Source organism: Arthrobacter sp. TJ-263 (assembly GCF_058269155.1).
On the sequence record NZ_JBZCNE010000001.1, the window covers coordinates 1,550,628 to 1,576,606 of the forward strand.

Sequence of the window (25,979 nt, forward strand, 5' to 3'; positions counted from 1 at the left end):
GACGGGATGACGTCCCAGCGAACCTCCACCGGATCGGCGCGGGCAGCACGCTCGCCGCTGTTGTTCGTGCTGGCCGCGGTCTTCTGCGCCTCGGCGCTCGGCTGGACCTACTGGGCCTTCGTCCGGACCACCAGGGGCCAGTTCGCGGACGAATCCGCCTGGCGCGAGGCCGACGTCGCCGCGCCCGACACGCAGCTCCCGTTCCTGCAGTTCCTCGACACCCTGCCGCTCGTCTCGGTGGTCGTCGCTGCCGCCGCCATCCTGTTCGTGGCCGTGGTGCGCCGGCGGGTCGCGGCCGCGGTGACCGCCGTCGGCGTCATCCTCGCCGCGAACCTGACCACGCAGCTGCTCAAGAACATCGTGTTCGACCGCCCGGACCGGGGCGTGGCGACACTCGCCTTCAATTCATTACCCTCCGGGCATACGACGCTCGCAGCCTCGGCGGCGGCCGCCGTCTTCATCATCGTGACCCCGCGGTGGCGGCCGTTCGCCGCGGCCGCCGGCGGGTCCTATTCCGTCCTGGCGGGCGCGGCCACGTTCTTCAACCTCTGGCACCGCCCGGCGGACGTCGTCGCCGCGCTCCTCGCCGTCGGGACCTGGACGCTCATCGGCGGCCTGATCATCATGCGGACCGGCGACCACTGGAACAGCTGGCACGGCTACAACGCACACTGGGCCTCCTGGCGCGGCTGGCTGGTGGCGTGCTGGGTGCTGGGGATCGGTGGTCTGGCGCTGTCCATGGTGCTCTACCTCTCCGTGCTGGCCCTCGGTCCGGCCCCCGAACCGGGAACCGCCGACGTCCCGCTGTTCTTCTGGTGGGGGCTCACCTGGATCATCGGTGTCGGCTTCACCCTCGCGGGCGCCGCCGGGTGGTTCTTCTCAGCGCAGGCCCGCGTGTCCGCCCCCGCACGCACCGCCCACTAACACCCCCGCCGCCGCCGCGCACGTCCTTTTCGGTGGGTCCGCCGAGCGTTGCCCCGCCGCAGCGGTGGTGCAACGCTGGCCGGACCAGCGACGAGGGAGGCGTCCGATGAGAGCCATGGTGTACCGCGGCCCGTACAAGATCCGGGTCGAGGAGAAGCCGATGCCGACGATCCAGCACCCGAACGACGCCATCATCCGGGTGACCACGGCCGCGATCTGCGGCTCGGACCTGCACCTGTACCACGGCCTCATGCCGGACACGCGGATCGGCCACACGTTCGGCCACGAGTTCATCGGCGTCGTCGAGGAGGTGGGCCCTTCGGTGCAGAACCGCACGCGCGGCGACCGCGTGATGGTGCCGTTCAACGTCTACTGCGGGTCCTGCTACTACTGCGCCCGCGGGCTGTTCTCCAACTGCCACAACGTCAATCCGAATGCCACGGCGGTGGGCGGCATCTACGGCTACTCGCACACCACGGGCGGGTACGACGGAGGCCAGGCCGAGTTCGTGCGCGTGCCGTTCGCCGACGTCGGACCGACGATCATCCCCGACTGGATGGACAGTGAGGACGCGGTGCTGCTCACGGACGCCCTGGCCACCGGGTACTTCGGAGCGCAGCTCGGCGACATCGTCGAGGGTGACACCGTGGTGGTGTTCGGTGCAGGACCCGTCGGGCTGTTCGCCGCCAAGTCCTCATGGCTCATGGGTGCCGGGAGGGTGATCGTCATCGACCACCTCGAGTACCGCCTGGAGAAGGCACGCGTCTTCGCGCAGGCCGAGACCTTCAACTTCGCGGAGTACCCCGACATCATCGTGGAGATGAAGAGGACCACGGACTACCTCGGCGCCGACGTCGTGATCGACGCCGTGGGTGCGGAGGCGGACGGCAGCTTCCTCCAGCAGGTCACGGGGACCAAGCTCAAACTGCAGGGCGGCTCCCCCGTGGCCCTGAACTGGGCCATCGACTCCGTGCGCAAAGGGGGCACGGTGTCCGTCGTCGGAGCCTACGGCCCGATCTTCAGCGCCGTGAAGTTCGGGGACGCGCTCAACAAGGGCCTGACCCTGCGCATGAACCAGACGCCGGTGAAGCGGCAGTGGCCGCGCCTGTTCGAGCACATCCGGAACGGCTACCTCAAACCCAATGACATCGTCACGCACCGGATCCCCCTGGAGCACATCGCCGAGGGATACCACATGTTCTCGGCGAAGCTCGACGGATGCATCAAACCGCTCATCATCGCGGACCCCAGCTAGGAGACCCCCATGTCCTCATCGACGCCCTCCACCCCCTACGTCGCGAACAAGCCCAGGGACATCCCCAGCGCCGAGGCCCTCCGGGCGAGGATCCCGGGCTGGGGCGTGGACCTGGACCCGAAGGACCGGCCCTCCTATCCGCGGGAGGTGTTCGATCCGGCCGGCACCGGTGCCCACTGGGACTACCCGGAGGAGCAGCAGGGCCGGGAGGGCCGTGAACGCTCGATCGAGCACGGACAGCTGACACCGGTCTTCGGGACGAGCGCGCCGCTGCATGGCGTCTCGGGGAGCATCCGGCGGTACGCCTACCGGTACGGCGAGGGGCGGGCCGCCCACTGGCTCATCCTTCTGGCCGGCGACCGTGTGGACGCCTGGGGTGCGCATCTGAGGTCGTTCGCCTCGCTGCGCCCGGACAACCCGGTCACCGAGACGGGCATCCTCGCGGAGCGGCGGCGGCACGGGATCGCGTCGCGCGTCGGCAGGAAACGCGTGGACGTCAACCACCTGTGGATCGACCCGATCGTCGTCGCCGGCCCCTGGGTGGCCGCGACGGCGGGGGCGGCGCTGGCGGCGCGGGCGATCGCCCGCAGGGCGCGGCGCTGAGGCCTGCGGCACCGCGACTCCTCCCACTGCACGACGACGGCGGGTGGGCATGGTCGAACAGTCCCCCTCCCGGCCCTGCTGCACCGGGAGGCATCGCTCGATGCGGCAGGACCCGGACGCCCTGACGCCGCGGGTCAACGCCGGGAACGCACGGGTGCGGCCGACCCAGGGGCCGCCCGCGGGATCCAGTACCAGAGGACCCCGGCCCCGAGGAAGCCGAGGACGGCCGTCGCCCAGATGCCGGCCGACAGGGTGGCCAGGGCGGTCACGAGGGCGAGCAGCCCGGGGCCGGTCATGGTCCCCACGTCCGTGAACAGGCGCCAGATACCGAGGAACTGCGGACGGCCGGGCGAGGGTGAGAAGTCCGCGCCGAGCGTCATGACGATGCCCGAGCCGATGCCGTTCCCGAACCCGATGAGCAGGGCCACCAGGAGCAGTCCGGTCGCGTCCCCGGTGAGCGGCAGGAGCGTGAGCGCGACGCCCATGATGAGCATGCAGGGGACCGCGATCCACCGGCGGCCCCGGACGTCCATGACCTTGCCGGACGGGTAGAAGATCAGCATGTCGATCGCGCCCGACAGTCCGTAGATCAGCGCCGTCGCCGAGGCGTCCAGGCCGATGTTCTCGGCCCACAGCGGCAGGACCGCCTGCCGGGTGGCCCGTACCGCCGCGATCAGCAGGACCCCGATCCCGACGGTGAGGAAGATCCGGGCGTGGCTGCGCATCATGGATCGCACCGTCGGCGGAGCCAGTACGGCCTCGATCGGCGTCCGGGCCGTCATCGCGACCCGCCCCGGGGCGTCGAGTTCGGGGACACGCCAGCTCAAGGCCGCCGCGGCGAGGCTCGCCACCCCGCCCACCCAGTAGGCGCCGTCGAGCCCGAGGGCGCTCATGGCGAGGGCCGCCGCGAAGGGCCCCGCGAAGACCCCGATGCGCGTGACGCCCCCGAGCGTGGACAGCGCGCGGGCGCGGAAGTACGCGGGCACGGCCTCGGTGAGGTAGCTCTGGCGCGCGAGCCCGAACACCGCGCCCGCCATGCCCACCATGAAGACGGCGGCCGCGAAGACGGGCAGCGTCGGGGCCGCGAGCGCGAGGAACATGGCCGCCGCGCACCAGAGCGCCGCTCCCACGAGGGCCTTGCGTTCGCCGAACCGCGTGGCGATCAGCGTCGCGGGGACATTGGTGACCAGGGACCCGATGCCGGAGAGCGTGATGACGAGGGCCGCCGTCGCGACGTCCGCGCCGAGATCGCGCGCCGTCAGCGCGATGACCGGCAGGATGGCGCCCGTGGCGACCCCGTACAGGAGCGACGGGCCGTAGGCCCCCACTGCGATCGCACGGAGGTCGAAGGTTTCCTGGGGCACCCTTCCACACTAGTGGGCAGGGCGACCGCCCGTCGTCCCGGTCTGGACAGCATCGGGCAGGTGCACTATTTTGTCGTACCATCGACCCGGCGCGCCCTACCCCGGCGGGAGTATCGCATGGCTATACCTACCTCAGGCTTCACCGGCAGGCGACAGAACCGGGACGCGAACCTCCCGCCCGGCCAGTACCTCACCGATGGTTTCCCCGTGCTGTCCGCGGGTCCCACGCCCCACGTCGTCCTCGCCGACTGGACCCTGCAGATCGCCGAAGGTCCGCGCACGATGCACCAGTGGACGTGGGAGCAGCTGCAGGCACTCCCCCAGGAGGACATCACCACCGACATCCACTGCGTGACGCGCTGGTCGAAGCTCGGCACCAGCTGGCGTGGCGTCTCCCTCGACACCCTGTTCGAGGACGTGGAGTCCGAGGCCGAGTACGCGATGGTGCACTCCTACGGCGGCTACACGACGAACGTCCCGCTGGACGACCTCCTCGACGGCAAGGCATGGATCGTCCATGAGTTCGACGGCGAGCCCCTCCCGCCCGCCCACGGCGGCCCCGCGAGGCTGCTGGTCCCGCACCTGTACTTCTGGAAGAGCGCCAAGTGGGTCAGCGGGATACGCCTGATGGACCAGGACCTGCCCGGTTTCTGGGAGAGCAACGGCTACAACATGTACGGGGACCCGTGGCGCGAGGAACGCTACTGGTGAGGCGGACGTGGCAGGACGTCGAGGTCAGCGCGGTCCGCCCCGAGACCGTCCGCGCGCGGACCGTGAGGCTCCGCTTCCCCGACGTCGTCACCGGCGTGCCCGGCCAGCACGTGGACCTGCGGCTCACCGCCGAGGACGGCTACCAGGCGGCGCGCTCGTACTCCGTGGCGGCTTGGGTGCCGCCCCGCGAGCTGGAACTGACGGTCGAGGAGCTCGACGACGGCGAGGTCTCTCCCTTCCTCGTCGGCGTCCTGTCGGTGGGCGACCGGCTGGAGGTCCGCGGCCCGGTGGGCGGCTGGTTCACCTGGACGCCGGACCTCGGCGGTCCGCTGCAGCTGATCGCCGGAGGCTCGGGCGTCGTCCCGCTCATGGCGATGCTCCGCTCGCACGCCGAGGCCCGGGCGATCGCACCGGCGCGACTGCTCTACTCGGTGCGCAGCCCCGACCATGTCTTCTACCGGGGTGAGCTCGCCGTGCTCGGGCAGGAGGATCCGCAGGTGACGATCGACATCGCCTACTCACGCGAGGCACCCGACGGCCGGGCGGCCGGCCGCCTCACGCACGACGCCGTCACGGCGTCCTGCTTTCCGCCGGACGAGGCTCCGGCCGTCTACATCTGCGGCTCGACGGGCTTCGTCGAGGCCGTCGCCGCGTGGCTCGTCGAGGACGGGCACGACGCCGGCCGCATCCGCACGGAGCGGTACGGCGGCTAGGAAAGGACTGCCATGGACAGCACGGAGCAGTACCACCCCGACCAGGACCACCTCGACGGCAACGCCCTCGCCGGGGCGCTCGACCAGTTCGTCTCCGACCTCACGAGCGCGGAGTGTATGTGCGCGGGCTGTGGCTCGTCCGGCCCGCTGGCCGCTGCGCTGCTCTACACGAATGCGCCCGGCATGGTGCTGCGCTGCCCTACGTGCAGGGCGGTGCTGCTCTGTCTCACGGACCAGGGCGATCGTCAGATCCTCACCCTCGACGGCGTCCGTCACCTGGTGATCGACACGGACCGAGAGGCACGACGCATCACGTAGCGATCACCACCCGTACCCCGGTGTGCACCGTGCGGAGTCCGATGAAGGTCAGGGTCCCACTACCCCTCCACAATGGCACCCCCGCCTCGATTATTCGAACACCCGTTCGATAATATCGAGTCATGGCCATCACATCGATCACCCGCTCCTCCCGGCCGGGATCCTCCCTGGAGGAGGCTCGTACCGTCCTCAGCGACTGTGCGCTCGGCCTGGCCCAGTACCACCACCTCCTGTCACGGCAGGACGCCCTCCGGTTCGTCGTCGATGTGGAGCAGGTGTCGAAGGTCGTCGATCACCTGCAGGTCCTCGCCGCCCGGGTGGCGGATCACCATGGCCTCTTCTCGGCACAGGGCGGCGGCCCCGGCGCATCCGGTCCTGCAGAAGCTGCGTCGGTGGCGCAGGACCCTGGGGCCACGTCATCCAGCTCGGCCGGTTCATCCAGCTCGGCCAGTTCATCCAGCTCGTCCAGCTCATCCAGCTCGTCCAGCTCGGCCGGTGATGCCGGTCATGGGTTCAGGAACTGTGCGGATTTCCTCCGGGAGACGCTGGGCATCAGCCGTACCGAGGCGAGACGTCGTCTGCATCTGGCGGCGGTCGTGCTGCCGAGCTTGTCACCCACCGGGAACCCGCTCCCTCCCCGGCTGGAAGTGCTGGGGGAAGCCGTGAACTCCTTCGTCATCAGCGCGCGTGCCGCCACCGTCGTGGCGCAGGCGATCGAGCGGGTGCAGTCCTTCGCGACGCCGGATCAGCTTGCGTCGATGGAGCAGCACCTCACCCGGCAGGCGGTCGAGTCCGACGAGGACATCCTCCGCGTCCTGGCGCGCCGCTGGGAATCAGTGCTGGACCAGGACGGGCAGGAACCCACGGAGAAGGTGCTTCGGGCGCGTCAGGGCGTCTTCCTCAAGGGACGACGCCATGGATTGCAGGTCCTGGAGATCGGCGCCACGGACGAGCAGTTCGAACAGCTCGCAACCGTCATGAATGCAGCCGCCAACCCGAGAGGATCCTCGGGGCATGCCGAACACCCGGTCGGCGGCGTAGTACCGGAGGTGACAGACCGGGAAGCACCCGGGTCAGCACGCGAGTCGGCTCCCGGGTCAGCACCCGCTTCGCAGGAGCCGTCGATCGACCGCGGTGATCCGACCCGGGCGCAGCAACTCCTCGACGGTCTGGTCTCGGCCTGCAGTATCGCCTTGTCGACCGGCGGCCTGCCCGCAACGGGTGGGCATCGTCCGCAGGTGATGGTGACCATCGACTACCAGGACCTGATCGGCGAGACCGACCGGGCCGGCGATGCCGTCTTCTCCGGACAGGTCGATGCGCGGACCATCAGGAGGCTGGCCTGTGACGCGGACATCATGCCGTTGGTCCTGGGCGGCGACGGGCAGGTGCTCGACGTGGGACGTGCGCAACGCCTGTTCCCACCACATCTCCGGCGAGCGCTCGTCGCCCGGGACAAGGGGTGCGCGTTCCCGGACTGCTCCATTCCGGCCAGCTGGTGTGAGGCACACCACCTGACACCGTGGTCGCAGGGTGGCGTGACCAGCGTCGACAACGGGGTGCTGCTGTGCTCGCGTCACCACCACGTCATCCATGAGGACCCGTGGACCGTCGAATCGCGTGGTGGCATCCCGTGGTTCACCCCGCCGGCTCATCGACGACGAACCGGCAACCCCCGAAGGAATCTGTACTGGCAGGCAGGGCGTACAGTTCGCGGCGAACTCGCCGCTACACCTGCGGACATCCCGACCCACCAGCCACCCGTTTCCGACCTGACGGATACGGGTGCTGGATGACGAGGGCGGCATGACCCGGGCCGTGTGACGAAGGCGGGATAACCCGGGGCGGACTTCAGTTCCCGCCCAGCCCGGCCACGAGGAAACCTACCCACAGACCCGACGCGGCTGCCGCGAGCGCCGCCAGTGCCGTGCCCGCTCCCGCGAGCACTGCGGCGCCGATGCGGTCCGCCTGCAGCAGACGGACCGTTTCGCTGCTCGCCGTGCTGAAGGTGGTGTAGCCGCCGAGGAAGCCGCCGCCGCAGATCAGGATCCACTCGGGCGTGAGGACACTGACCATTCCGAGCGCGGTGAGGAGACCGAGCAGGAATGAACCGGTGATATTGACGGTCATGGTCCCGATGGGGACCACGCCCCGGAGTGGGGCCCGGATGACGCCGTCGAGCACGAAGCGTGCCACCGCGCCCACCCCGCCCGCGACGCCGAGCGCGAGCACCACGGCGACGCTCACGCCCGTCCTCCGGCGAGACCTGACGACCGACGGCGGACCAGGCTGCCCGCAGCGATCCCGAGCACCGTCGCCCCGAGCCCCACGAGGACGGACACCGCGAGGTACCCCAGTCCCGCCGCAACCCGTCCGCCGCCCACAAGGAGCGCGGAGTCGACGGCGAGCGCGCTGTAGGTGGTGAAGCCGCCGAGGAATCCGGTGCCGAGGAGGAGCCGCAGCCCCCGGCGCCGGCCCGCATCGGGTCCCCTGCGTGCCAGGGTCTCGAGGAGCAGACCGAGGGCGAACGCTCCCGCGATGTTGATCAGGAAGATCCCGACCGGCAGACCCGCAGGGCTCGGGAGGACCTCGGACAGCCCGAACCGCGCGAGGGTCCCGCCCATGCCGCCCAGGAACACCAGCCCGAGGTACCCGGGCCGGAGGTGGGGTGGTGCCTCACCCCGAGGGTGACGGCCGGGGCCCTGCGGATCAGGCAACGTACCGGGCGAGGAAGTCCAGGGTCCGGCCCCATGCGTCCTGGGCCGCTTCGGGGCGGTAGGCGAAGCGGTTCGAGTCGTTGAAGAACGCGTGCCCTGCCCCCGGGTACACCGCGGCGGTGAAGTCGACGCCCGCCTCCGCCATCGCCGTCTCGAGTGCGGGCAGGCCGGTGATCAGGCCCTCGTCCTCCTCCCCGTAGAAGGCGAGGACGGGCGCCGTGATGCGGGACAGCTCCTCGCCGGAGAAGTCCGCGTGACCGTAGAACGGCACGCAGGCGAGCAGACGCGGCTCGTGGACGGCGAGCGAGAAGCTGTAGGTCCCGCCGAAGCAGAACCCGGTGATGCCCACGCGTCCTGCCACCTCGCCGTCGTCGTGCAGGAAGGTGAAGCACGCCCGGACGCGCTCCGTGGTGAGCGCCCCGAACGCGGGATCCCGCAGCGGTGCGAGAAGGGCGCGGAAGGTCGGCTGTGCCTCGTTGCGCGTCTCCTCGTCCGGCCCCATGAGGGCCTCGCCGAGCCGCGCGCCGTCCTCCTCCGCGATGCCGTGATCGGCCAGGAGATCAGGGGCGACGACGAGGTAGCCTTCGCGGGCGAACCGGTCCGCGACACCGCGGGTGTGGGAGACGAGCCCCCACACCTCGTGGATGAGGACGAGGCCGCCCCGCACCGGTCCGTCGGGTCGCGCCACGTAGGCCGAGAGGGGGCCGGTGGTGGTCGGGAGGTCCTGGAGCGGGCTCATCCGCCTAGGTTTGCACGCTTGGTGATGCTGCGCCAACCGCCGGCGCGGTTGTCCGCGATGATGGCCCGGAAGATCTCCCGGAGTGCGTCCTCGTTCACGGGACGATCCTCGTGGAGAGCGATCGTCCGTCCGGTCACATTGCCGTGGCCACCCGTGATGATGCCGTGCGGATCGGGCGCGAGGCCGCCGTCGTAGAGGAAGACGTTGACGTGGTCCCTGGCGGCGAGGAGGGCACACACGTTGCCCTGGAGCACGAAGTAGGGCTGGCGGGTGCGCTTGATCGTCTCCTCGACGTCCGGATCGGCCTCGTGCACCACCCGGCGGACGGTGCGGCAGATCTCCTGCTGCCAGCCGGGCAGCGCGGCGATGTAGTCGTCGATACGGGCATCAGGGGCTCCGGCCATGGGGACAGTCTGGCAGCGCGGAAGAGCGGCCGGAAGGGCCGGTATCCCCTGGGCGTGCGCGAAGTCGGCCGCGTCCGTGGGCGTCGCCCCACGGATGGCCCGGGTCCCGTCCATGCGTCCTCCTCTCCGCCGCTTCCCGCCCTGACCGGTGGCACCGGGCACCGCGGACTACAGTTACCGGGTGCCCCCACCCACCTTCCCATCAGGCGTGAGCCTGCGCCCCTTGAGGGCGACGGACGCGGCCGCTCTCGCACAGGCGTACCGGGACAACCGGGAGCACCTCGCGCCGTGGGAACCCCTGCGGGAGGACGGCTTCTTCACCGAGGCGGGCCAGGCGGAGCAGATTGCCCGGCGGCTCGAAGGCCGGGCGGCGGGCACCGACATGCCGTGGGTCCTGGCGACGGAGGAACGGATCATCGGCACGATGACTCTCTCCGGCATCGTCCATGGTCCGTTCCTCAGCGCCCATGTCGGCTACTGGGTGGCCCGATGGATGCAGGGTCGGGGCGTCTGCTCGACGGCCCTGCAGGACGTGCTGCGGCATGCCCGGGACGAACTGGGACTGCATCGCGTCCAGGCGTCCGTCCTGCCGCACAACACCGCGTCGACGACCGTCCTGCGACGGGCCGGATTCACGCTCATCGGGACGGCGCCGTCCTACCTCCGCATCGCGGGGTCCTGGCAGGACCACCTGCTGTACCAGCGCATCCTGCCCTGATCGGCAGCCCTCCCGGGCCGGCGCCGACCCCGTCCGTTCTTCCGCTTCCCCTTCGGCGGACGGGACGCGAGGACGATCGCCGCGGTGGACGACCTGGGGTAGGTCGCCGTCCGGTGGACCGTGGACACCCTGGGTTGGAAGGGCGCCAGTGGTGGCATCAGCACGCAGACGGTCACCGCCCGGGTGCTCGGCGGACTCCAGCCCGGCGAGATCGTCCCCATGCATGCCGGAGCCCGCCCGGACGACGGCAGCACCCTCGGCGCCGACGCACTGGCCCGGGTCGTCGATCGGATCAGCAGCGTCGGTTACGGCTTCGTCACCCTCGACCAGCTCCTGGGGTGAACTCCCTTCCCGCAGCCCTAGGACCGGCCCCTCGACCGGGGCCAGTAGCCCTCCACCTGGCTGACCGGGCGGACGGACGCCCCATCGGGGTTCTCGCCGTACTCCTTCTTGGCCCGGCGCTGCCGCAGCAGGTCCCAGCACTGGTCCAGGCTCTCCTCGATGCGGCGCAGGCGTCCCTCGTTCTCGTGGCCCCGGACGCTGGTGGCGGCGTTCTGCCGGAGCCGGTGCTCCTCCTCCACGAGGGAGCGGATGGTGGACAGGATGTCCTGGTCGTCCATGCCGGGCCTCCTCACCGTGCCTGGGGGTACCGTACCCGCGAACGCCGGACGGGACCAGAGTTCCCCGCGGCGGCGAGAGGGCGCAGCAGGACCTCCGCCGGTCCTACAGGGCCGAGATGGTCCAGCCCGTCCGGTGGGTCTCCCCGGGCTCGAGGACGATCAGGTCCTCGCCCGTGTTGAAGGCATCCGGCGGGCAGGTCATGGGTTCGACGGCGAGACCGAGGCGCGTGCTCTCCGGCTTCAGCGGCAGGTCGGCCGTGTGGATCTGGACCCACGGGCAGCTCCCGTCCCACACCATGGCGGTCCCGGTGCCGTGGGTCGGGTCGGTGACCCGCACCATGGCACGGCCGGCGGCGTCGCGCTCCAGGTCGGTGAACGCGTGGTCGATCTGCACGTCGCCGAGCGCGTGGGCCGTCCGGAAGTCGAACGGCGTCCCGGCGACGGCCTCCTTCGCCACGGGTAGCAGCCGGTCGGGCGTGACCGTGAGGACCGTGGCCGCGGGAAGTTCGAGCACCCAGGCGTCGAGGGGCGACGGCCCGGCGACGAGATACGGGTGCGGGCAGACGCCGTAGGGCGCGCGCCGACCACCGGTGTTGAGGGCCGTGACGTCCGTCCTGAAGCCCTCACCGCTGACGCTGAAGCGCACTTCGAGGGCCACCTCGAAGGGGTAGGCCGCGACCGGCTCGATGGCACACGCGAGCGTGACGGAGGACCCGGTGTGCTCCACGAGCGACCAGGGGACGTCGAAGACGAGCCCGTGGAGGGCCGCGCCGCGCTCGGGCTCGTTGATCGGCAACTCGTAGTGGGCACCGTCGAACGCGTACCGACCGTCCTCGATGCGGTTCGGCCACGGGGCGACGAAGGCGCCGCGGAAGTTGGGCATCGCCTCCTGTGCACCGAATCCGACCACGAGCGGACGGCCGTCATGGGTGAGTTCGCGGACGGCTGCGCCGAGCCCGAGGACGACGGCCGTGTACCCGCCACCCTGGATCCGGTATTCGATGGGAGCCTGGCGGTTCATGCGAGGGCTACGGCCGTCCAGGAGACGGGCGGGAGCGTGATGGTGACGGCGCCGCCGTCGAGCTTGGCGGAGGTGTTCGGTCTCATGGTCACGCGGTCGGGCTCCTCGAGAGTGTTCCGGGCATATACGTCCGTATCGTACAGCGACTCCGCGGTCACCCCGGTGATTCCGGGGAGCGCCGCGACATCGATGGTCACGGTCGTCTCCTCGGTCTGCGACCGGTTGACGAGGAACACGGCGGTGGCACCCGTCGCGTCGTCGTGCGTGGCCACGGCGTCCACGAGGGGCACGACGCCGTACTCGCCGGTCTCATACGTACCGGCGTCGAGCTTGAGCTCGAGGACCGAGCCCCGCGCCAGCTTCGAGGTGATGGAGAACGGGAAGAAGGTCGTCTGGCGCCACGCGGGACCGCCGGGCTCGGTCATGATCGGGGCGATCACGTTGACGAGCTGTGCCAGCGATGCGGAGGTGACGCGGTCCGCGTGCTTCAGCAGCGAGATCATCAGATTGCCGAACACGACGGCGTCCGCCACCGAGTAACAGTCCTCCAGCAGGCGCGGGGCGACGGGCCAGTTGTCGAGTCCCTCGATCTTGTCGACGTTCTCGAAGCGGCTGATATACCAGACGTTCCACTCGTCGAAGGAGATGTTGATGGTCTTCGTACTGCCGCGGACTGCCTTCACGTGGTCGGCGGTCGCGACGACGGACTCGATGAAGTGGTCCATGTCGACGGCGGACGCGAGGAAGGAGCCGAGGTCGCCGCCCTTCTCCTCGTAGTAGGCGTGGCAGGAGATGTAGTCGACGTCGTCGTACGTGTGCGAGAGGACCACGCGCTCCCACTCCCCGAAGGTGGGCATGTGCGCGCTGGAGGAGCCGCAGGCCACGAGTTCGATGGACGGGTCGAGCTGCCGCATCGCCTTCGCCGTGCGGGACGCGAGCTTGCCGTAGTCCTCGGCGGAGCGGTGGCCGAGCTGCCAGGGGCCGTCCATCTCGTTGCCGAGGCACCAGATCCTGACGGCGAACGGATCGGGCCGGCCGTTGGCCATGCGCTGGTCGGCGAGGGCGGTGCCCTTGGGCAGGTTGGAGTACTCGAGGAGTTCCAGGGCCTCGAGGGTGCCGCGGGTGCCGAGGTTCACGGCGAGCATGAGATCGCTGTCGACCTTCCGCAGCCAGGATGCGAATTCGTGCAGGCCCACCTGGTTGGTCTCGGTCGAATGCCAGGCCAGGTCCAGCCGCGTGGGGCGCTCCTCACGGGGCCCCACGCTGTCCTCCCACCGGAAGCCCGAGACGAAATTGCCTCCGGGGTACCGGATGGTCGAGACACCCATCTCGCGGACCAGGTCGATGACGTCCTGCCGGAAGCCCTCGTCGTCGGCCGTGGCATGCCCGGGCTCGTGGATGCCGTCGTAGACGTGGCGACCGAGATGTTCGACGAAGCCGCCGAAGATGTTGCGGTTGATGGGCCCGACTGCGAAGTGGGGGTCCAGCGTGAGGCGTGCGTTCTGCATGGGGCTGCTTTCTCTGGTGGGTGTCGTGGCGTGGAGAGGCGTGCGGGCTACTTGAGCGAGCCCAGCGACAGCCCGCCCTGCCAGTACTTCTGGAGGGACAGGAAGGCGATGATCAGCGGGATGATCGAGATGAAGGCACCCGTGGTGATCAGGTTCCACAGCGCCTCACCGCCGCTGCCGGCGTTCGAGAGCGCCTGCCAGCCGTTCAGCCCGACCGTGACGGGGAGCAGCAGCGGGTCGCTGAGGACCGCCAGCGGCAGGAAGAAGTTGTTCCAGGTCCCGACGACGGAGAGGAGGAGGACGGTGACGATGGCCGGCCGCAGCAGCGGCAGGGCGATTTGGAAGAAGGTGCGGATCTCCCCCGCACCGTCGATCCTGGCGGCGTCGAGCAACTCGTCCGGCACGGCTTCCTGGGCGAAGACCCTCATGAGGTAGACGCCGAAGGGGCTGAGCAGGGACGGCAGGATGACGGCCCAGATGGTGTTCACCAGGCCCACCGAGCTCAGGAGCACGAACGTGGGGATGACCAGCGCGGTGAGTGGCACCATGACCGCTCCGAGGAGGATCCCGAAGAAGGCTCCGCGGCCGCGGAAGTCGTACTTGGCGAAACCGTACCCCGCGAGGACGGCGAGGATCGTCGCTCCCACCCCTCCCGAGATCGCATACAGGAAGGAGTTGCCGAGCCAGCGCCAGTAGATGCCGTCCTGGCGTTCGAACAGGCCCTGGATGTTGCTGACGAAGTGGAACTCGTCGTCGAACCAGAGCGGTCCGCCGCTTCCTCCGAACAATCCGGCGGTGTCCTTGGTGCTTGCGACCGTCAGCCACCAGAGGGGGGTGATGAAGTAGATGACGAGGATGAGCAGGAAGATGTGCGAGCCGATGCGTGAGCCGCCGTTGCGGGCCCGGTTCCGCGATGCCGAACTGCGGGCCTTCTGGCCGCCCTGCCGGTGTGGAGTGTCTGTGACGAGTGCCATGGCTTATTTCAGTCCGCTCTGCTTGCGGGTCAGGAAGAGGAAGATGAAGGAGAAGACGAAGACCACGATCCCGAGCGCGAAGGAGATCGCGGAGGCGTAGTTGAACTGGCTGTAGGAGAAGGCCAGCGAGAACGCATACATGTTCGGCGTGTAGGACACCGGGATGGCTCCCTGCGCCACTCCCCTCAGGACCTGCGGTTCGGTGAAGAACTGCAGGGTGCCGATCAGGGCGAAGATGACCACCATGACCAGCGACGAGGAGATCATCGGGATCTTGATCCGCCAGGCGATCTGGCGGTCGGTGGCGCCGTCGAGCACCGCGGCCTCGTAGATTCCCGGATCGATGCCGCGGAGGGCGGCGTAGATGATGATCATGTAGTAGCCGGCCCACTGCCACGTCACGATGTTCACGAGGCTGCCGAAGATGTTGTCCTGCGAGAGGAACTCGGGCGCTGCGAGTCCGACGAGGTTGAAGAGGTCCGCTGCCGGGCCGAAGCGGGGGCTGTAGAGGAAGCCCCACATCAGGGCACCGATGACCACCGGCACCGCGTAGGGCACGAAGATCATCAGCCGGGAGAATTTCGAGGCCCAGGTAGCGAGGTTGTCGAGGACGAGCGCAGCGAGGAGGGCCACGATCATCTGCGCGGGGATCATGATGAGGGCGAACTTCGCGACGGTACCGAGTCCGCTGAGGAAGATCGGGTCGGTGAACGCCTTCACGTAGTTGTCGACACCCACGAAGTCGGTCCCGCTCGCGAGCGTGTTGGTGAACAGGCTCATCCTGAACGCGAAGAGCAGCGGCAGGATGAGGAAGCTCAGGAAGATCAGGGCGAAAGGTGCGACGAAGAGCCAGCCCCATCGCTGCCTGCGCCGGTAGTTCCGGTCGGGGCGGTGCTTACCCTGCTGTGATGCCTCGGCGCTCTGGGACGACGTCGGCGCGGTAGTCGTAGCCATGGAAAGTCCTTCTCGGGCTGGCGGATGTCACGGTGGGTGGGTCCGGGAAGGACCGGGAGGGAAGGTGCCCGCGCGGGACGCGGGCACCTTCCCGGCTGACTACTTCAGGGTGAAGCCCTGCTCGGTCGCGTACTGCTCGAGCGATGCCTGGAGATCGTCGAGCGCCTGGCCCGAGTCCTTCTCGCCCTGCACCATCGCGTAGATCTGCTCGGTGAGCTGGTCGTACGCGTAGTTCTGGAACGGGCTGAAGGTGGCTCCCTCGTAGCCGGCCGCAGCATCGAGGAACACGTCCTGGTTGATCTGCTGTCCGCCGAAGAACTCGTACTCCTTGGTGGCGAACTCGTCGGACTCGAGAACCGGTGCATAGGACGGGAAGAGCGCCCCCGCGTCCACACCGAGGTTCATGCCTTCCTCGTTGCCGAAGATGCCCATGGCCACCTTGGCTGCCAGCTCCTTGTCCCCGGCCTGTTCGGTCACGGCGAAGGTGGAACCACCCCAGTTCACCTGGACGGGGTTCGCTGCGTCCCACTGCGGCAGCGGAGCTGCACGCCAGATCGCCTCGGGATCGGCGTCGGACAGGCCCTGCAGGTATCCGGGGCCCCAGGCCGCCGCGAGGTAGACGGCGTAGGAGCCGTCGACGAGCTTGGTGTTGTAGTCGGCGGTGAAGGCGTCGTCGGTCGCGACGAGGCCGTCCTTGACGAGGCCGTCCCAGTAGTCGAGCACCTTCTTGGCGCCCTCGTCGTTGACCTTGATGCCGATCTCCTGCGGGTTCGCGGAGTCGTACACGAAGGGCTCGGAACCGGCCTGCGCGAACAGTGCCTGGTTGAACGCACGCCCGTTGGTCGGGAAGTCGGCGATGACGGCTTCGCTCCCGGATTCCTTGAGCGTCCGGGCCGCAGCCTCGAACTCCGCCCACGTGGTGGGCACCTCGATGCCGGCGGCGTCGAAGATGTCCTGCCGGTACAGCATGCCCATGGGTCCGCCATCGACCGGGATGGCGTAGACGGCGTCACCGCTCGAAGCGTCCTCCCAGGCGCCTGCGGCGTACTGGTCCTCGACCTCGTCGGCGCCGTACTCCGTCAGGTCCACGAGCGCGTCGCGGATCGTGAAGCTGGAGAGGACCTCGGACTCGAGCTGGATGACATCCGGGGCGCCGGAGCCGGACTCGATCGACGTGGAGAACTTCGTGTACTCGTCGTTGCCCTGACCCGCGTTCGTCCAGCAGATCTGGACGTCGTCGTTGGCGTTGTTGAATTGGTCGACCACCTGGTCGAACGCCGGGTACCAGGCCCAGACGGTCACCTGGGGAGCCTCGGTATTGACGATCGTGTTGGTGCAGGACGCGGCCTCGGAGCCGCCTCCGCTGTCGCTTCCTCCGGAGCAGCCGGTCAGTACTACGGCGGCGGCTGCGATGCCCGCCGTTGCCAGGTATGTGGCCTTCATATCTCTTGCTTCCTCTCGCGGTGGCATTCCACCGTGGTCCGCCCGGGGTGGCCGGTCCAGGTGCTGCAGGGAGGAGGATCGCCGGGGCACGAGGTGCCGAGCCCGCTCGAATCTTCCTTGATCCGGGTCCTTCCTCCTGCCGATCCGCCCGATCGGGCGGGTATCTGCGAGAGTCGGTTCCGTCATTTACATCGTTGTAGGTAAACGATGTAGAAACTATGCAGAGTAGCTCGGGCCGGTGTCAAGCATTCGCGGAAAAAGGCACACAGGCCTCAATGTGACCGGGCCAGCGCGGAGGACTCCCGCTCGATGACCTGGAAGTGCGCCTCGAACTCGCGGGGCGGGACGCCGCCGACACGTCCCGAGATACGCTCCTGCAGCACCCGCACCGCGGTGTCCGCGATCTCGTCCCTGCCCGGATCGATCGTGGACAGCGTCGGCAGCGAGTACCTGCCCTCGTCCAGGTCGTCGAAGCCGATCACCGCGACGTCGTCGGGGATCCGCAGCCCCGCCTCCTGCAGCACGCGCATCGCACCCAGCGCGAGGGTGTCGTTCATGCCGAACAGCGCATCGAATCCGACGCCGGAGGCGAGCAGTTCCCGCATGGAGGTGGCGCCGTTGGCCCGGTGCCAGAGTGTCGTGTACGCGACGAGGTCAGGATCGAACGGGATGCCTGCCGCGTCGAGAGCCTGCCGGTAGCCGCGCAGGCGCAGCCCGGCCGATCCGATCACCTCGCCCTCGTGGCCGCCGACGACGGCGATACGGCGCCGGCCCCGCGAGATCAGGTGTTCGGTCGCGGCGCGGGCGGAGTCGACGTTGCTCATGGTCACGTGGTCGGTGGGCCCGCCGAAGATCCGCTCCCCGAGCAGCACGAGCGGGAAGTTGACGTTCAGGTGGTCGGCGTCCTCGTTGGACATGCCGAGCGGGCTGAACAGCAGTCCGTCCGTCATCTGCAGCCGCGGACTGGACAGGATCTCGAGCTCGCGGGAGCGGTCGCCGCCGGTCTGCTCGATGAGCACCTTCAGCCCGCGCCGTTCCGCAGCCTTGATGGTCGAGTCGGCCAGTTCCGCGAAATAGCTGAGCGACAGCTCGGGGACGGCGAGCCCGATCACCCCGGTGCGGCCCGAGCGCAGGCTCCGCGCGGAGAGGTTGGGGCTGTAGCCGAGGTCGGCGATGGCGTCCATGACGCGCTGCTTCGTGTCGGCGCGGATGTGCTCGTAGTCGTTGATGACGTTGGAGACGGTCTTGATCGAAACGCCGGCTGCCAGTGCGACGTCCTTCAGTGTGGCCGCCATGCCGCTCCCTCGGGTCCTGTCGTGATGCCCTGCACGTCACGCGTGTGGTGATTCTACAACGTTGTAGGATAGGCGGGCACGCCTCTCGACGTGCCGCTGCGGCCCCGACGCCGGCCGCCGCGACACCGGCCAGACAGGGACCATCATGCTCGAGGAACAGGTACGCGACAGGCTCAACTGGGCGGGCAACTACGAGTACCGGGCCGGGACGATCCTGCACCCCACCTCGCTCGCCGACCTCCAGCGAGCCGTCGCGGGGGCCACCCGCATCCGCGCGCTCGGCTCGCGCCACTCCTTCAACGACATCGCGGACAGCCCCGGGACCCTCGTCTGCCTGGACGTACTCGACCCCGGGGTGCACATCGACGAGGACACCCTCACCGTCACGGTGGGCGCAGGCGTGCGCTACGGAGTCCTCGCCGAACACCTGCAGCGCCGCGGCTTCGCCCTGCACAACCTGGCCTCCCTCCCCCACATCTCGGTCGGAGGCGCCATCGCCACCGCCACCCACGGCTCCGGGGACGCGAACGGCAACCTCGCCACCGCCGTCGTCGGGCTCGAGCTCGTGACCGCGTCCGGCGACGTCCTGGTCCTGGCCGCAGGCGACGACGACTTCGACGGCGCCGTCGTGGGCCTCGGCGCCCTCGGCGTCGTCCACCGCGTGACCCTGCGCATCGAACCCTCCTTCGACGTGCGCCAGGACGTGTTCACGGACGTCCCGTGGGACGCGGTACTCGCGGACTACGACGCCGCCACGTCCGCCGCGTACAGCGTCAGCCTGTTCACGGACTGGGCGGGCGACACCATCGGCCAGGCGTGGCTGAAGAGCCGCGTCGACGGGGCCCGCCCCGTCCCGGATGCGTTCTACGGCGGTTCACCGGCGGACCGTGCCCACCATCCGGTGCCGGGGGTGGCCGCGGACCACTGCACGCAGCAACTCGGCGTCCCCGGACCGTGGTCGGACCGGCTGGCCCACTTCCGCCTCGCATTCACTCCCAGCAACGGGCAGGAGCTGCAGACGGAGTACCTCGTAGGCCGTGAGCACGCCGTCGAGGCGATCCAGGCGGTGCGCGCCCTGGCGCCGAGGATCGCGCCACTGCTGCTGGTCTCGGAGGTGCGCTCCATGGCGGCGGACGAGCTGTGGCTCAGCAGCAACTACCGCCGCGACGGGATCGGCCTCCACTTCACCTGGAAGCCGCTGCAGGACGAGGTCGAAGCACTGCTGCCGGAGCTCGAGGCGGCGCTGCTCCCCCTGGGTGCCCGCCCGCACTGGGGAAAGCTGTTCGCGGCCGACGCCGCCCAGCTGGCCCCGCTCTATCCCCGCTTCGAGGACTTCCGGCGCCTCGCCCGTCGCCTGGATCCCGAGGGTACGTTCCGCAACGCCTTCCTCGACCGCACGGTCTTCGGCGCCTAGGAGGACACCGCCTCAGTGCTTGCGCGCCGGCCACTTCCAGTGCGCGAGGGTGCGCAGGCGGATGAGCAGTGCCCGGGACTGCTCGGGGCCGTACGGCAGGAGCGGGATGGCCTTGGTCATGTCCACCGAGGCCTCGTCCATGGCCACCCGGGTCACCCGGATGGCGCTGCGCATCGTGTTCATCTGCGTGACGACGGCCTCGACGGCCACCGGCTCGCCGTGACCGGGCACGAACACGTCGTAGAGGTCCTCGAGGGCCACCATCTTGCCGAGGGTCCGCACCCAGTCCACGGGGAACGAGTCCTCGAAGACCGGATCCGCGCCTTCCTCCACGAGGTCCCCCGCGAAGAGCACGTTCCCGGCGCCCACCAGCAGGTCGTGGTCGGTGTGACCGCGTCCGAGGTGGAACAGCGTCACGGACTGGCCTCCCAGGTCGAGGTCCACGGGAGTGCCTTCCACGAGCCGGTTGGCGGGGACGATCCGGGTGTGCTCGCCGTCGCCCGCACCCATGGCCGGCTCGACGGAGGCGACCGGCGCCCGCTGGTCCTCGCCGTTCTCGGCCTGGACGGCGCTGCACCGCGCCGTGGCCCAGAACTCCTCGACGCCGTGCGCGGCGAAGTAGTCGTTGCCGAAGAAATGGTCCGCATGGGCGTGGGTGTTCACGACGACGAGCGGCAGGCCCGTGACGGCCCGCACCTGCGAGTACACCTCCGCCGCAGCGATCGGTCCTGGCCCCGTGTCGACGACCAGCGCCTGCTCGGAGCCGACGACGAGCCCGATATTGGTCCGGGAACCCGCAGTGCGCAGCACATGGATGCCCGGTCCGAGCTCCCGCCACGGGCCGCTGTTCTCGCTGGGGACGTCGGTGGTCATGGGGTCCTCTCTGACGGCAGGAGCTCCAGTCTAGGTCGGTGGCACGCGACCCGGCTGCACGGCGCGACCGCCGGCCGGTATGTGCCCGGTCCGTGCCCGGCGGCCGCGCGTCCGGTGCGTGCCCGGTCCGGCTCCGGCTGTCCGGTCAGGCGGCGCGGCCCAACCGGTCCGGCGCGTGCCCGGTCGGCCCGGACCGTCCGGTCAGACGGTGACGGCGGCGGGTGTCCGAGGGGCTCGCTCGGGCATACGGAAGATCGGCAGCGTGACGTTGATCAACGGCCCGATCAGCAGGGCGAAGGCGACCGTGCCGAGGCCGACCGACCCGCCGAGCAGCCAGCCGAGCAGCAGCACGGTCCCCTCGATGGCCGTGCGGACGAGCCAGATCGGCAGCCCGAAGCGGGCATGGAGGCCCGTCATGAGGCCGTCGCGCGGGCCCGGCCCGAGGCGGGCGCCGATGTAGAGGCCGCTGGCCACCGCCAGCAGCACCAGTCCGCCGGTGAACAGCAGGATCCGCCCCCACAGCTGGCTCGGCTCTCCGAGTACCGCGAGGCCGATCTCCGCACTGGGCCCCACGAGCAGGACGTTCAGGACGGTCCCGATGCCCGGACGCTGCCGGAGCGGGATCCAGAGCAGCAGGACGATCAGGCCGATGATGTTGGTCATGAAGCCGAACGGGATGCCGGTCTGGAGGGAGCCGCCCTGCCCCAGGACGTCCCAGGGCGAGACCCCGAGCGTGGCCCTGATCATCATCGCGAGCGAGAAACCGTAGAGGAAGAGGCCGAGCAGGAGCTGCAGCCCGCGCCGGGCGCCGAGGAACGTCATGGTCCCAGTACAACCGGGAATTGGACTTACATCAAGATGCCAATCGTGCCATGGTGGCTTCATGATGGTTCTTCCCGCCCGCCGCCTCGCGGCCGAACTCGGAGCGTGGCGCACCACGGGCCCGGCCTACGGGGCCCTGGCCGACCGCATCCGGCTGCTCACCCTCGACGGGCGCATCCCCCTGGGGACGCGCCTGCCGGCCGAACGCGAGCTGGCCGTGCAGCTCGGCGTCAGCAGGACCCTCGTGGCGGCCGCCTATGCACGGCTGCGGTCGGCCGGGTACGTGGAGAGCACGCGCGGCTCGGGCAGTGTCGTCGCCATGCCGGGACGGGAGGTACCGGCGCACGACGACGGCGGACCCGGCGTGGTCCTCGACCTCAGCAAGGCGGCACTCCCCGCGGCCCCGCAGGTCGGCGAGGCCGCGGCGAGAGCCGCGCAGGAGCTTCCCGCCTACCTGAACGGCAGCGGCTACGATCCGCTCGGCCTGCCCCGCCTGCGGCAGGCCCTCGCCGACCGGTATGCGGCGCGGGGCGTCCCCACCGAACCCGGGCAGATCATGGTCACCCTCGGAGCACAGCACGCCATCTCCCTCCTGGCACGCGCACTGCTCGGCCGCAGCGACTCGGCCCTCGTCGAAGCGCCGAGCTACCCCCACGCGTACGAGGCCCTGCGCGCCGCAGGCCGACGCCTCCTGCCGGTGGCCGTCGATGCCCGCGACGGCTGGGACGACGACGGCCTCGAGCAGGCGTTCCGGCGGGGGCGCCCGACGCTGGCCTACGTCATGCCGGACTTCCACAACCCCACCGGAGCGGTGATGCCTCCTGCGCAGCGCGACCGGCTGATGACGGCGGCGGCACGGCAGAACACGGTGGTCATCGCGGACGAGACGATGGCGGAGCTGCGGATCGACGCCGATCCCATGCCTCCCCTTGCGGCCTTCGGACCCGCCGTGCTGGTCGGATCGATGGGCAAGACCGTCTGGGGTGGACTGCGTATCGGGTGGATCCGGGCGGAGGAGGACCTCATCCTCCGGCTCGTCCAGTCCCGGTATGCGCAGGACCTCGGGACGCCGATCCTCGAGCAGCTCATCGCCCTCGAGATGCTGGGCACGTACGACGAGCTGCTGCTCCTCCGGTCCAGGCAACTGGCCGAGGGCCGCAGCCACCTCGAGGGGCTCCTTCACGACGCGCTACCTGCGTGGGACGTCCCCCACGTCCCGGGCGGACTGTGCACGTGGGTGAATCTGGGGGCGCCCGTCAGCTCGCAACTGGCCCTCGCTGCCCGGGACCGGGGCCTGCTGCTCGGCGCGGGTCCCCGCTTCGGCATGGACGGGGTGTTCGAGCGGTTCCTCCGCGTCCCCTTCAGCTACCCGCCCGAGGACACCCGCCGGGCGGTGGGCATCCTCTCCTCGGCCTGGCGGTCGCTGGATGCCCGGGCTCCCGTCGAGAACGACTTCGCGCCGGCACTGGTGTAGGTCCGCGCAGCACGGGCCGGGTTGCCGGTCAGGCTCCGCTCCGGGCTCCGAGGTGCTCGGCGAGGTACGGCGCCGTCGCGCTCACCTCGGGCGCGAGCCCCGCGATGTGCGCGGGTGTCCCGGAGGCGACGATCCTGCCGCCGGCAGAACCTCCGCCCGGACCGAGGTCGATCACCCAGTCGGCGGCCGCCACGACCGCCATCGTGTGTTCGACGACGACGACCGTGTTGCCGGCCTCGACCAGTTTCCGCAGCTGCGCGAGGAGCAGCACGACATCCGCGGGATGCAGTCCGGTGGTCGGCTCGTCCAGCAGGTAGAGGGTATGGCCGCGCCGGGCCCGCTGCAGCTCGGTGGCCAGCTTGATGCGCTGGGCCTCTCCCCCGGAGAGCTCCGTGGCCGGCTGCCCCAGCCGCAGGTACCCCAGGCCCACCTCCTGCAGCGTGGCGAGCGAGCGGGCCGCGGCCGGAATGTCCCGGAGGGCGGACGCGGCGTCGTCCACGGTCATCCCGAGGACGTCCGCGATGGTGCGGCCGTCCAGCGTGACCTCGAGGGTCTCCTCGTTGTAGCGGGACCCGGCGCAGGCCGGGCAGGGGCCGTAGCTCCCGGGCAGGAACAGGAGTTCGACCGCCACGAAGCCCTCGCCCTGGCAGGTCTCGCAGCGTCCACCCTGCACGTTGAAGGAGAACCGGCCGGCCCCGAAGCCCCGCGACCTCGCGGCGGGCGTCGCGGCGAACGCCTTCCGCACGGCGTCGAACAGTCCCGTGTAGGTCGCGAGGTTGGAGCGCGGTGTCCGCCCGATGGGCTTCTGGTCCACGCTGACCAGGCGGTCGAAGGCTTCCAGTCCGCCGATGCCCGCCACTGTGGAGCCCGTGTCTGCCTCGGGGGCCATCCCGTCGTCGACCGGTTCGAGGTCGGCGGGGGTGTCGTCGCGGACGTGCGCCCCGACCGCTTCGGCGAGGACCTTGCTGACGAGCGTCGACTTCCCCGATCCGGACACGCCCGTCACCGCGGTCAGGACGCCCACGGGAACGGCGGCGTCGAGACCCTGGAGGTTGTGGCGGCGGATGCCCTCGAGGCGCAGCCAGGCCGAGGGTTCCCGGGCGGCGCCGTCCACCGCCGCCGCCGGCGCGGTCCGGGCCAGGAACGGCGCCGTGAGGGAGGCCTGGACGTCCACGAGCCCGCCGGCTGGGCCGCTGTAGATGATTTCTCCCCCGCCCTCCCCGGCGAGCGGGCCGACGTCGACGATCCAGTCCGAGCGTCGGACGACGTCCATGTTGTGTTCGACGACGAACACCGAGTTCCCGGCGTCCTTGAGTGCTGCGAGGACGGCGAGGAGTGGCTCGACGTCGGCGGGGTGCAGTCCGGCGGACGGCTCGTCGAGCACGTAGACGACGCCGAACAGACCGGACCGGAGCTGCGTGGCGATGCGCAGTCGCTGCATCTCGCCGGGCGAGAGCGTGGGGGTGGCGCGGCTCAGGCTCAGGTAGCCCAGCCCGAGGTCCACGAGGACCCGGAGGCGCTGGACGAGGTCGCGACTGATGGTGACGGACACTTCCGTGCCCTCCCCCGAGGTCCACGACCCGTGCGCTGCGACCGGGTGCTCCAGCGTGGCCGCCGGCTCGAGGTGCGCGGCGAGATCCGCCAGGGGCAGGGCGTTCGCCTCCGCGATCGACAGTCCGGCGAAGGTCACCGCGAGCGCCTCGGGACGCAGTCCGCTCCCGCCGCACACCCCGCACGGGCCGGACTCCATAAAGGGCAGCACGCGGTCGCGCATCTGCTGGCTCTTCGAGTCGCGGAGGGTGTGCATGACGTAGCTCTTCGCACTCCAGAAACGGCCCTTGTACGGCTTGGCCACGCGGTCCCGCTGGGGCGTGACCTCGACGACGGGCTGCTCCTCGGTGAACAGCAGCCAGTCCCGCGCCTGCTGCGGCAGCTCCCGCCAGGGGACGTCGATGTCGTGGCCGAGCTCGCCGACGACGTCGCGGAGGTTCTTGCCCTGCCAGGCGCCCGGCCACGCGGCGATCGCACCCTCGCGGATGGTCAAGGAGGGGTCGGGGACGAGTGTGTCCTCGGTGACGTCCCGTGCGATGCCCAGCCCGTGGCACCGCGGACACGCTCCGCCGGCGGTGTTGGGCGAGAAGGCATCGGATTCCAGGCGTTCGACGGCGTCCGCCGGGTAGGTGCCCGCACGCGAGTAGAGCATCCGCAGCGAGTTGGAGAGGGTGGTGAGCGTCCCGACGGTCGAGCGCACGCTCGGCGTGCCGCGCCGCTGCTGGAGCGCGACGGCGGGAGGGAGCCCGGTGATCGAGCCGACGTGCGGGGAGTGCCCCTGCTGGATGAGCCTCCGCGCGTAGGGGGCGACCGATTCCAGGTAGCGGCGCTGCGCCTCGGCGTAGATCGTGCCGAACGCCAGCGAGGACTTGCCCGACCCCGAGACCCCGGTGAAGGCGACGACGGCGTCGCGCGGGACATCGACGTCGACGCCGCGCAGGTTGTTCTCGCCGGCGCCGCGGACGCTGACGAAGCCGTCCCGGACGATGGCGGACGGGGCGACGGCGGAGGGGGCAGGGGCGTTGTTCGGCGACTCGATCACCACCCCAACCCTACGGTTCTCCCGGAGGCGCAGGGGACCGGATTGCCCGGGCCGTGGTCGTGCTACCGGCCATGGCCCTACGAACGGGGCGGGACCGGAGACGCCTAGGACCTTTCGGGTCCCTCCAGCTCGTGCGGCTGCTCCCGCTCGTCCGGTTCTGCGGCCGCGGGCTGTGCCGGCTGGTGCTTCCGCACCGCATAGTGGTGCCCGAGGGAGTCCGTGTGGATCTCCATGGAGAGCAGGGCGCTGTCGGACAGATCCTCGGCGGCGTCGTGGCGGTGCACGACCGGCGTGCCCCCGTCGCTGCGCGCCGCCGGGCCGAGGAAGGTCCGCGCGGCGTTGTCGAGCCCGTCGAAGAAGGAACGGTGGGCGTGCGCCTCCGGGTGCGGCGGCTCCTGGACGGGCACACCCGGAGCGGTCGGCGCGAGCGGGGACGGCCGGGCGGACTGCTGGTCGTGCTTCCTGTGATTCCGGCGGATTTTCATCATGCACCTGATTCATCGTGGGACCCTCAGTCTACTC

General features: G+C 70.1%; 27 protein-coding genes. 11 read left to right on the forward strand and 16 right to left on the reverse strand.

All coding sequences use genetic code 11. From position 1 onward, the window contains the following. Positions 1–6 precede the first annotated feature (6 nt). The 3 genes from AC4D2F_RS07365 to AC4D2F_RS07375 all read left to right on the forward strand — a co-directional run bounded on the left by AC4D2F_RS07365 (position 7) and on the right by AC4D2F_RS07375 (position 2,782). The gene (locus AC4D2F_RS07365) at positions 7–924 is read left to right on the forward strand and encodes a phosphatase PAP2 family protein (protein WP_490910005.1); all 918 of its coding nucleotides are present in this window, start codon (positions 7–9) and stop codon (positions 922–924) included. A gap of 106 nt (positions 925–1,030) precedes the next feature. Continuing rightward, on the forward strand, positions 1,031–2,179 hold the full coding sequence (locus AC4D2F_RS07370) for a zinc-dependent alcohol dehydrogenase (RefSeq protein WP_490910006.1): 1,149 nt from the start codon (positions 1,031–1,033) through the stop codon (positions 2,177–2,179). Between the two features lie 9 nt (positions 2,180–2,188). Next, complete coding sequence (locus tag AC4D2F_RS07375; protein ID WP_104168108.1) at positions 2,189–2,782, forward strand: hypothetical protein; 594 nt, start codon at positions 2,189–2,191, stop codon at positions 2,780–2,782. A 134-nt stretch (positions 2,783–2,916) separates the two neighbouring features. On the opposite strand, the gene AC4D2F_RS07380 is transcribed toward AC4D2F_RS07375, so the two are convergent. After that, positions 2,917–4,146 carry an MFS transporter gene (locus AC4D2F_RS07380; RefSeq protein ID WP_490910007.1) on the reverse strand — a complete coding sequence of 410 codons (1,230 nt, stop codon included), beginning with the start codon at positions 4,144–4,146 and terminating at the stop codon, positions 2,917–2,919. Positions 4,147–4,263: 117 nt separating this feature from the next. Between AC4D2F_RS07380 and AC4D2F_RS07385 the strand changes: the two genes are divergently transcribed. The 4 genes from AC4D2F_RS07385 to AC4D2F_RS07400 all read left to right on the forward strand — a co-directional run bounded on the left by AC4D2F_RS07385 (position 4,264) and on the right by AC4D2F_RS07400 (position 7,684). Beyond that, entirely contained in the window at positions 4,264–4,857 is a 594-nt protein-coding gene (locus tag AC4D2F_RS07385; protein ID WP_490910008.1) for a sulfite oxidase-like oxidoreductase, read from the forward strand. Next, complete coding sequence (locus tag AC4D2F_RS07390; RefSeq protein ID WP_490910009.1) at positions 4,854–5,570, forward strand: FAD-binding oxidoreductase; 717 nt, start codon at positions 4,854–4,856, stop codon at positions 5,568–5,570. Before AC4D2F_RS07385 ends, AC4D2F_RS07390 begins: the two co-directional genes overlap by 4 nt. Positions 5,571–5,582: 12 nt before the next feature. Beyond that, a complete protein-coding gene (locus AC4D2F_RS07395; RefSeq protein WP_490910010.1) occupies positions 5,583–5,888 on the forward strand; it encodes a DUF6510 family protein in 306 nt (101 codons plus the stop codon). Positions 5,889–6,010: 122 nt separating this feature from the next. Then, positions 6,011–7,684 carry an HNH endonuclease signature motif containing protein gene (locus AC4D2F_RS07400; protein ID WP_490910011.1) on the forward strand — a complete coding sequence of 558 codons (1,674 nt, stop codon included), beginning with the start codon at positions 6,011–6,013 and terminating at the stop codon, positions 7,682–7,684. Positions 7,685–7,739: 55 nt separating this feature from the next. On the opposite strand, the gene crcB is transcribed toward AC4D2F_RS07400, so the two are convergent. From crcB to AC4D2F_RS07420, 4 genes are read right to left on the reverse strand one after another with little or no spacing between them, the layout of a single operon-like run. Then, on the reverse strand, positions 7,740–8,135 hold the full coding sequence (crcB, locus tag AC4D2F_RS07405; protein WP_490910012.1) for a fluoride efflux transporter CrcB: 396 nt from the start codon (positions 8,133–8,135) through the stop codon (positions 7,740–7,742). Beyond that, on the reverse strand, positions 8,132–8,605 hold the full coding sequence (locus AC4D2F_RS07410) for a fluoride efflux transporter FluC (RefSeq protein WP_490910013.1): 474 nt from the start codon (positions 8,603–8,605) through the stop codon (positions 8,132–8,134). Before AC4D2F_RS07410 ends, crcB begins: the two co-directional genes overlap by 4 nt. Continuing rightward, the gene (locus AC4D2F_RS07415) at positions 8,598–9,344 is read right to left on the reverse strand and encodes a dienelactone hydrolase family protein (protein ID WP_490910014.1); all 747 of its coding nucleotides are present in this window, start codon (positions 9,342–9,344) and stop codon (positions 8,598–8,600) included. The genes AC4D2F_RS07410 and AC4D2F_RS07415 overlap by 8 nt, the downstream gene beginning before the upstream one ends. Beyond that, entirely contained in the window at positions 9,341–9,862 is a 522-nt protein-coding gene (locus AC4D2F_RS07420; protein WP_490910015.1) for a DUF1801 domain-containing protein, read from the reverse strand. Before AC4D2F_RS07420 ends, AC4D2F_RS07415 begins: the two co-directional genes overlap by 4 nt. 67 nt (positions 9,863–9,929) lie before the next feature. On the opposite strand from AC4D2F_RS07420, the gene AC4D2F_RS07425 reads away from it, so the two are divergent. After that, complete coding sequence (locus AC4D2F_RS07425) at positions 9,930–10,466, forward strand: GNAT family N-acetyltransferase (RefSeq protein WP_490910016.1); 537 nt, start codon at positions 9,930–9,932, stop codon at positions 10,464–10,466. A gap of 120 nt (positions 10,467–10,586) precedes the next feature. Then, positions 10,587–10,808, forward strand: a complete 222-nt coding sequence (locus AC4D2F_RS07430) for a hypothetical protein (protein ID WP_490910017.1) — start codon at positions 10,587–10,589, stop codon at positions 10,806–10,808. Between the two features lie 17 nt (positions 10,809–10,825). On the opposite strand, the gene AC4D2F_RS07435 is transcribed toward AC4D2F_RS07430, so the two are convergent. The 7 genes from AC4D2F_RS07435 to AC4D2F_RS07465 form a co-directional block, all read right to left on the reverse strand. Next, the gene (locus AC4D2F_RS07435) at positions 10,826–11,086 is read right to left on the reverse strand and encodes a DUF2630 family protein (RefSeq protein WP_104168099.1); all 261 of its coding nucleotides are present in this window, start codon (positions 11,084–11,086) and stop codon (positions 10,826–10,828) included. A 103-nt stretch (positions 11,087–11,189) separates the two neighbouring features. Continuing rightward, on the reverse strand, positions 11,190–12,107 hold the full coding sequence (locus AC4D2F_RS07440; protein ID WP_490910018.1) for an aldose 1-epimerase family protein: 918 nt from the start codon (positions 12,105–12,107) through the stop codon (positions 11,190–11,192). Further along, positions 12,104–13,615: an arabinosylfuranosidase ArfA gene (gene arfA, locus AC4D2F_RS07445; RefSeq protein WP_490910019.1), complete on the reverse strand. Its 1,512-nt coding sequence runs from the start codon at positions 13,613–13,615 to the stop codon at positions 12,104–12,106. The genes AC4D2F_RS07440 and arfA overlap by 4 nt, the downstream gene beginning before the upstream one ends. Before the next feature lie 47 nt (positions 13,616–13,662). Next, entirely contained in the window at positions 13,663–14,589 is a 927-nt protein-coding gene (locus AC4D2F_RS07450) for a carbohydrate ABC transporter permease (protein WP_490910020.1), read from the reverse strand. Between the two features lie 3 nt (positions 14,590–14,592). Then, complete coding sequence (locus AC4D2F_RS07455) at positions 14,593–15,543, reverse strand: carbohydrate ABC transporter permease (RefSeq protein WP_490910021.1); 951 nt, start codon at positions 15,541–15,543, stop codon at positions 14,593–14,595. A gap of 99 nt (positions 15,544–15,642) precedes the next feature. Next, positions 15,643–16,986 (reverse strand): ABC transporter substrate-binding protein, encoded by a 1,344-nt coding sequence (locus AC4D2F_RS07460; protein ID WP_490910022.1) that lies wholly within the window; start codon positions 16,984–16,986, stop codon positions 15,643–15,645. 272 nt (positions 16,987–17,258) lie between these two features. Next, a complete protein-coding gene (locus AC4D2F_RS07465) occupies positions 17,259–18,281 on the reverse strand; it encodes a LacI family DNA-binding transcriptional regulator (protein WP_490910023.1) in 1,023 nt (340 codons plus the stop codon). A 145-nt stretch (positions 18,282–18,426) separates the two neighbouring features. On the opposite strand from AC4D2F_RS07465, the gene AC4D2F_RS07470 reads away from it, so the two are divergent. Then, positions 18,427–19,695, forward strand: coding sequence for an FAD-binding protein (locus tag AC4D2F_RS07470; protein WP_104168093.1), 1,269 nt, complete (start codon positions 18,427–18,429; stop codon positions 19,693–19,695). Positions 19,696–19,707: 12 nt separating this feature from the next. Here the strand turns inward: AC4D2F_RS07470 and AC4D2F_RS07475 are convergent, their stop codons facing one another. Both AC4D2F_RS07475 and yczE read right to left on the reverse strand, forming a co-directional pair. Beyond that, on the reverse strand, positions 19,708–20,568 hold the full coding sequence (locus AC4D2F_RS07475) for an MBL fold metallo-hydrolase (protein WP_490910024.1): 861 nt from the start codon (positions 20,566–20,568) through the stop codon (positions 19,708–19,710). 201 nt (positions 20,569–20,769) lie between these two features. Next, a complete protein-coding gene (yczE, locus tag AC4D2F_RS07480) occupies positions 20,770–21,390 on the reverse strand; it encodes a membrane protein YczE (protein ID WP_104168091.1) in 621 nt (206 codons plus the stop codon). A 61-nt stretch (positions 21,391–21,451) separates the two neighbouring features. On the opposite strand from yczE, the gene yczR reads away from it, so the two are divergent. Further along, positions 21,452–22,864: a MocR-like transcription factor YczR gene (gene yczR / locus AC4D2F_RS07485; RefSeq protein ID WP_490910025.1), complete on the forward strand. Its 1,413-nt coding sequence runs from the start codon at positions 21,452–21,454 to the stop codon at positions 22,862–22,864. A gap of 28 nt (positions 22,865–22,892) precedes the next feature. Here yczR and AC4D2F_RS07490 read toward each other — a convergent pair whose 3' ends face one another. Both AC4D2F_RS07490 and AC4D2F_RS07495 read right to left on the reverse strand, forming a co-directional pair. Continuing rightward, a complete protein-coding gene (locus AC4D2F_RS07490) occupies positions 22,893–25,454 on the reverse strand; it encodes an excinuclease ABC subunit UvrA (protein WP_490910531.1) in 2,562 nt (853 codons plus the stop codon). A gap of 107 nt (positions 25,455–25,561) precedes the next feature. Beyond that, positions 25,562–25,945 carry a hypothetical protein gene (locus tag AC4D2F_RS07495; RefSeq protein ID WP_490910026.1) on the reverse strand — a complete coding sequence of 128 codons (384 nt, stop codon included), beginning with the start codon at positions 25,943–25,945 and terminating at the stop codon, positions 25,562–25,564. Positions 25,946–25,979: the final 34 nt, after the last annotated feature.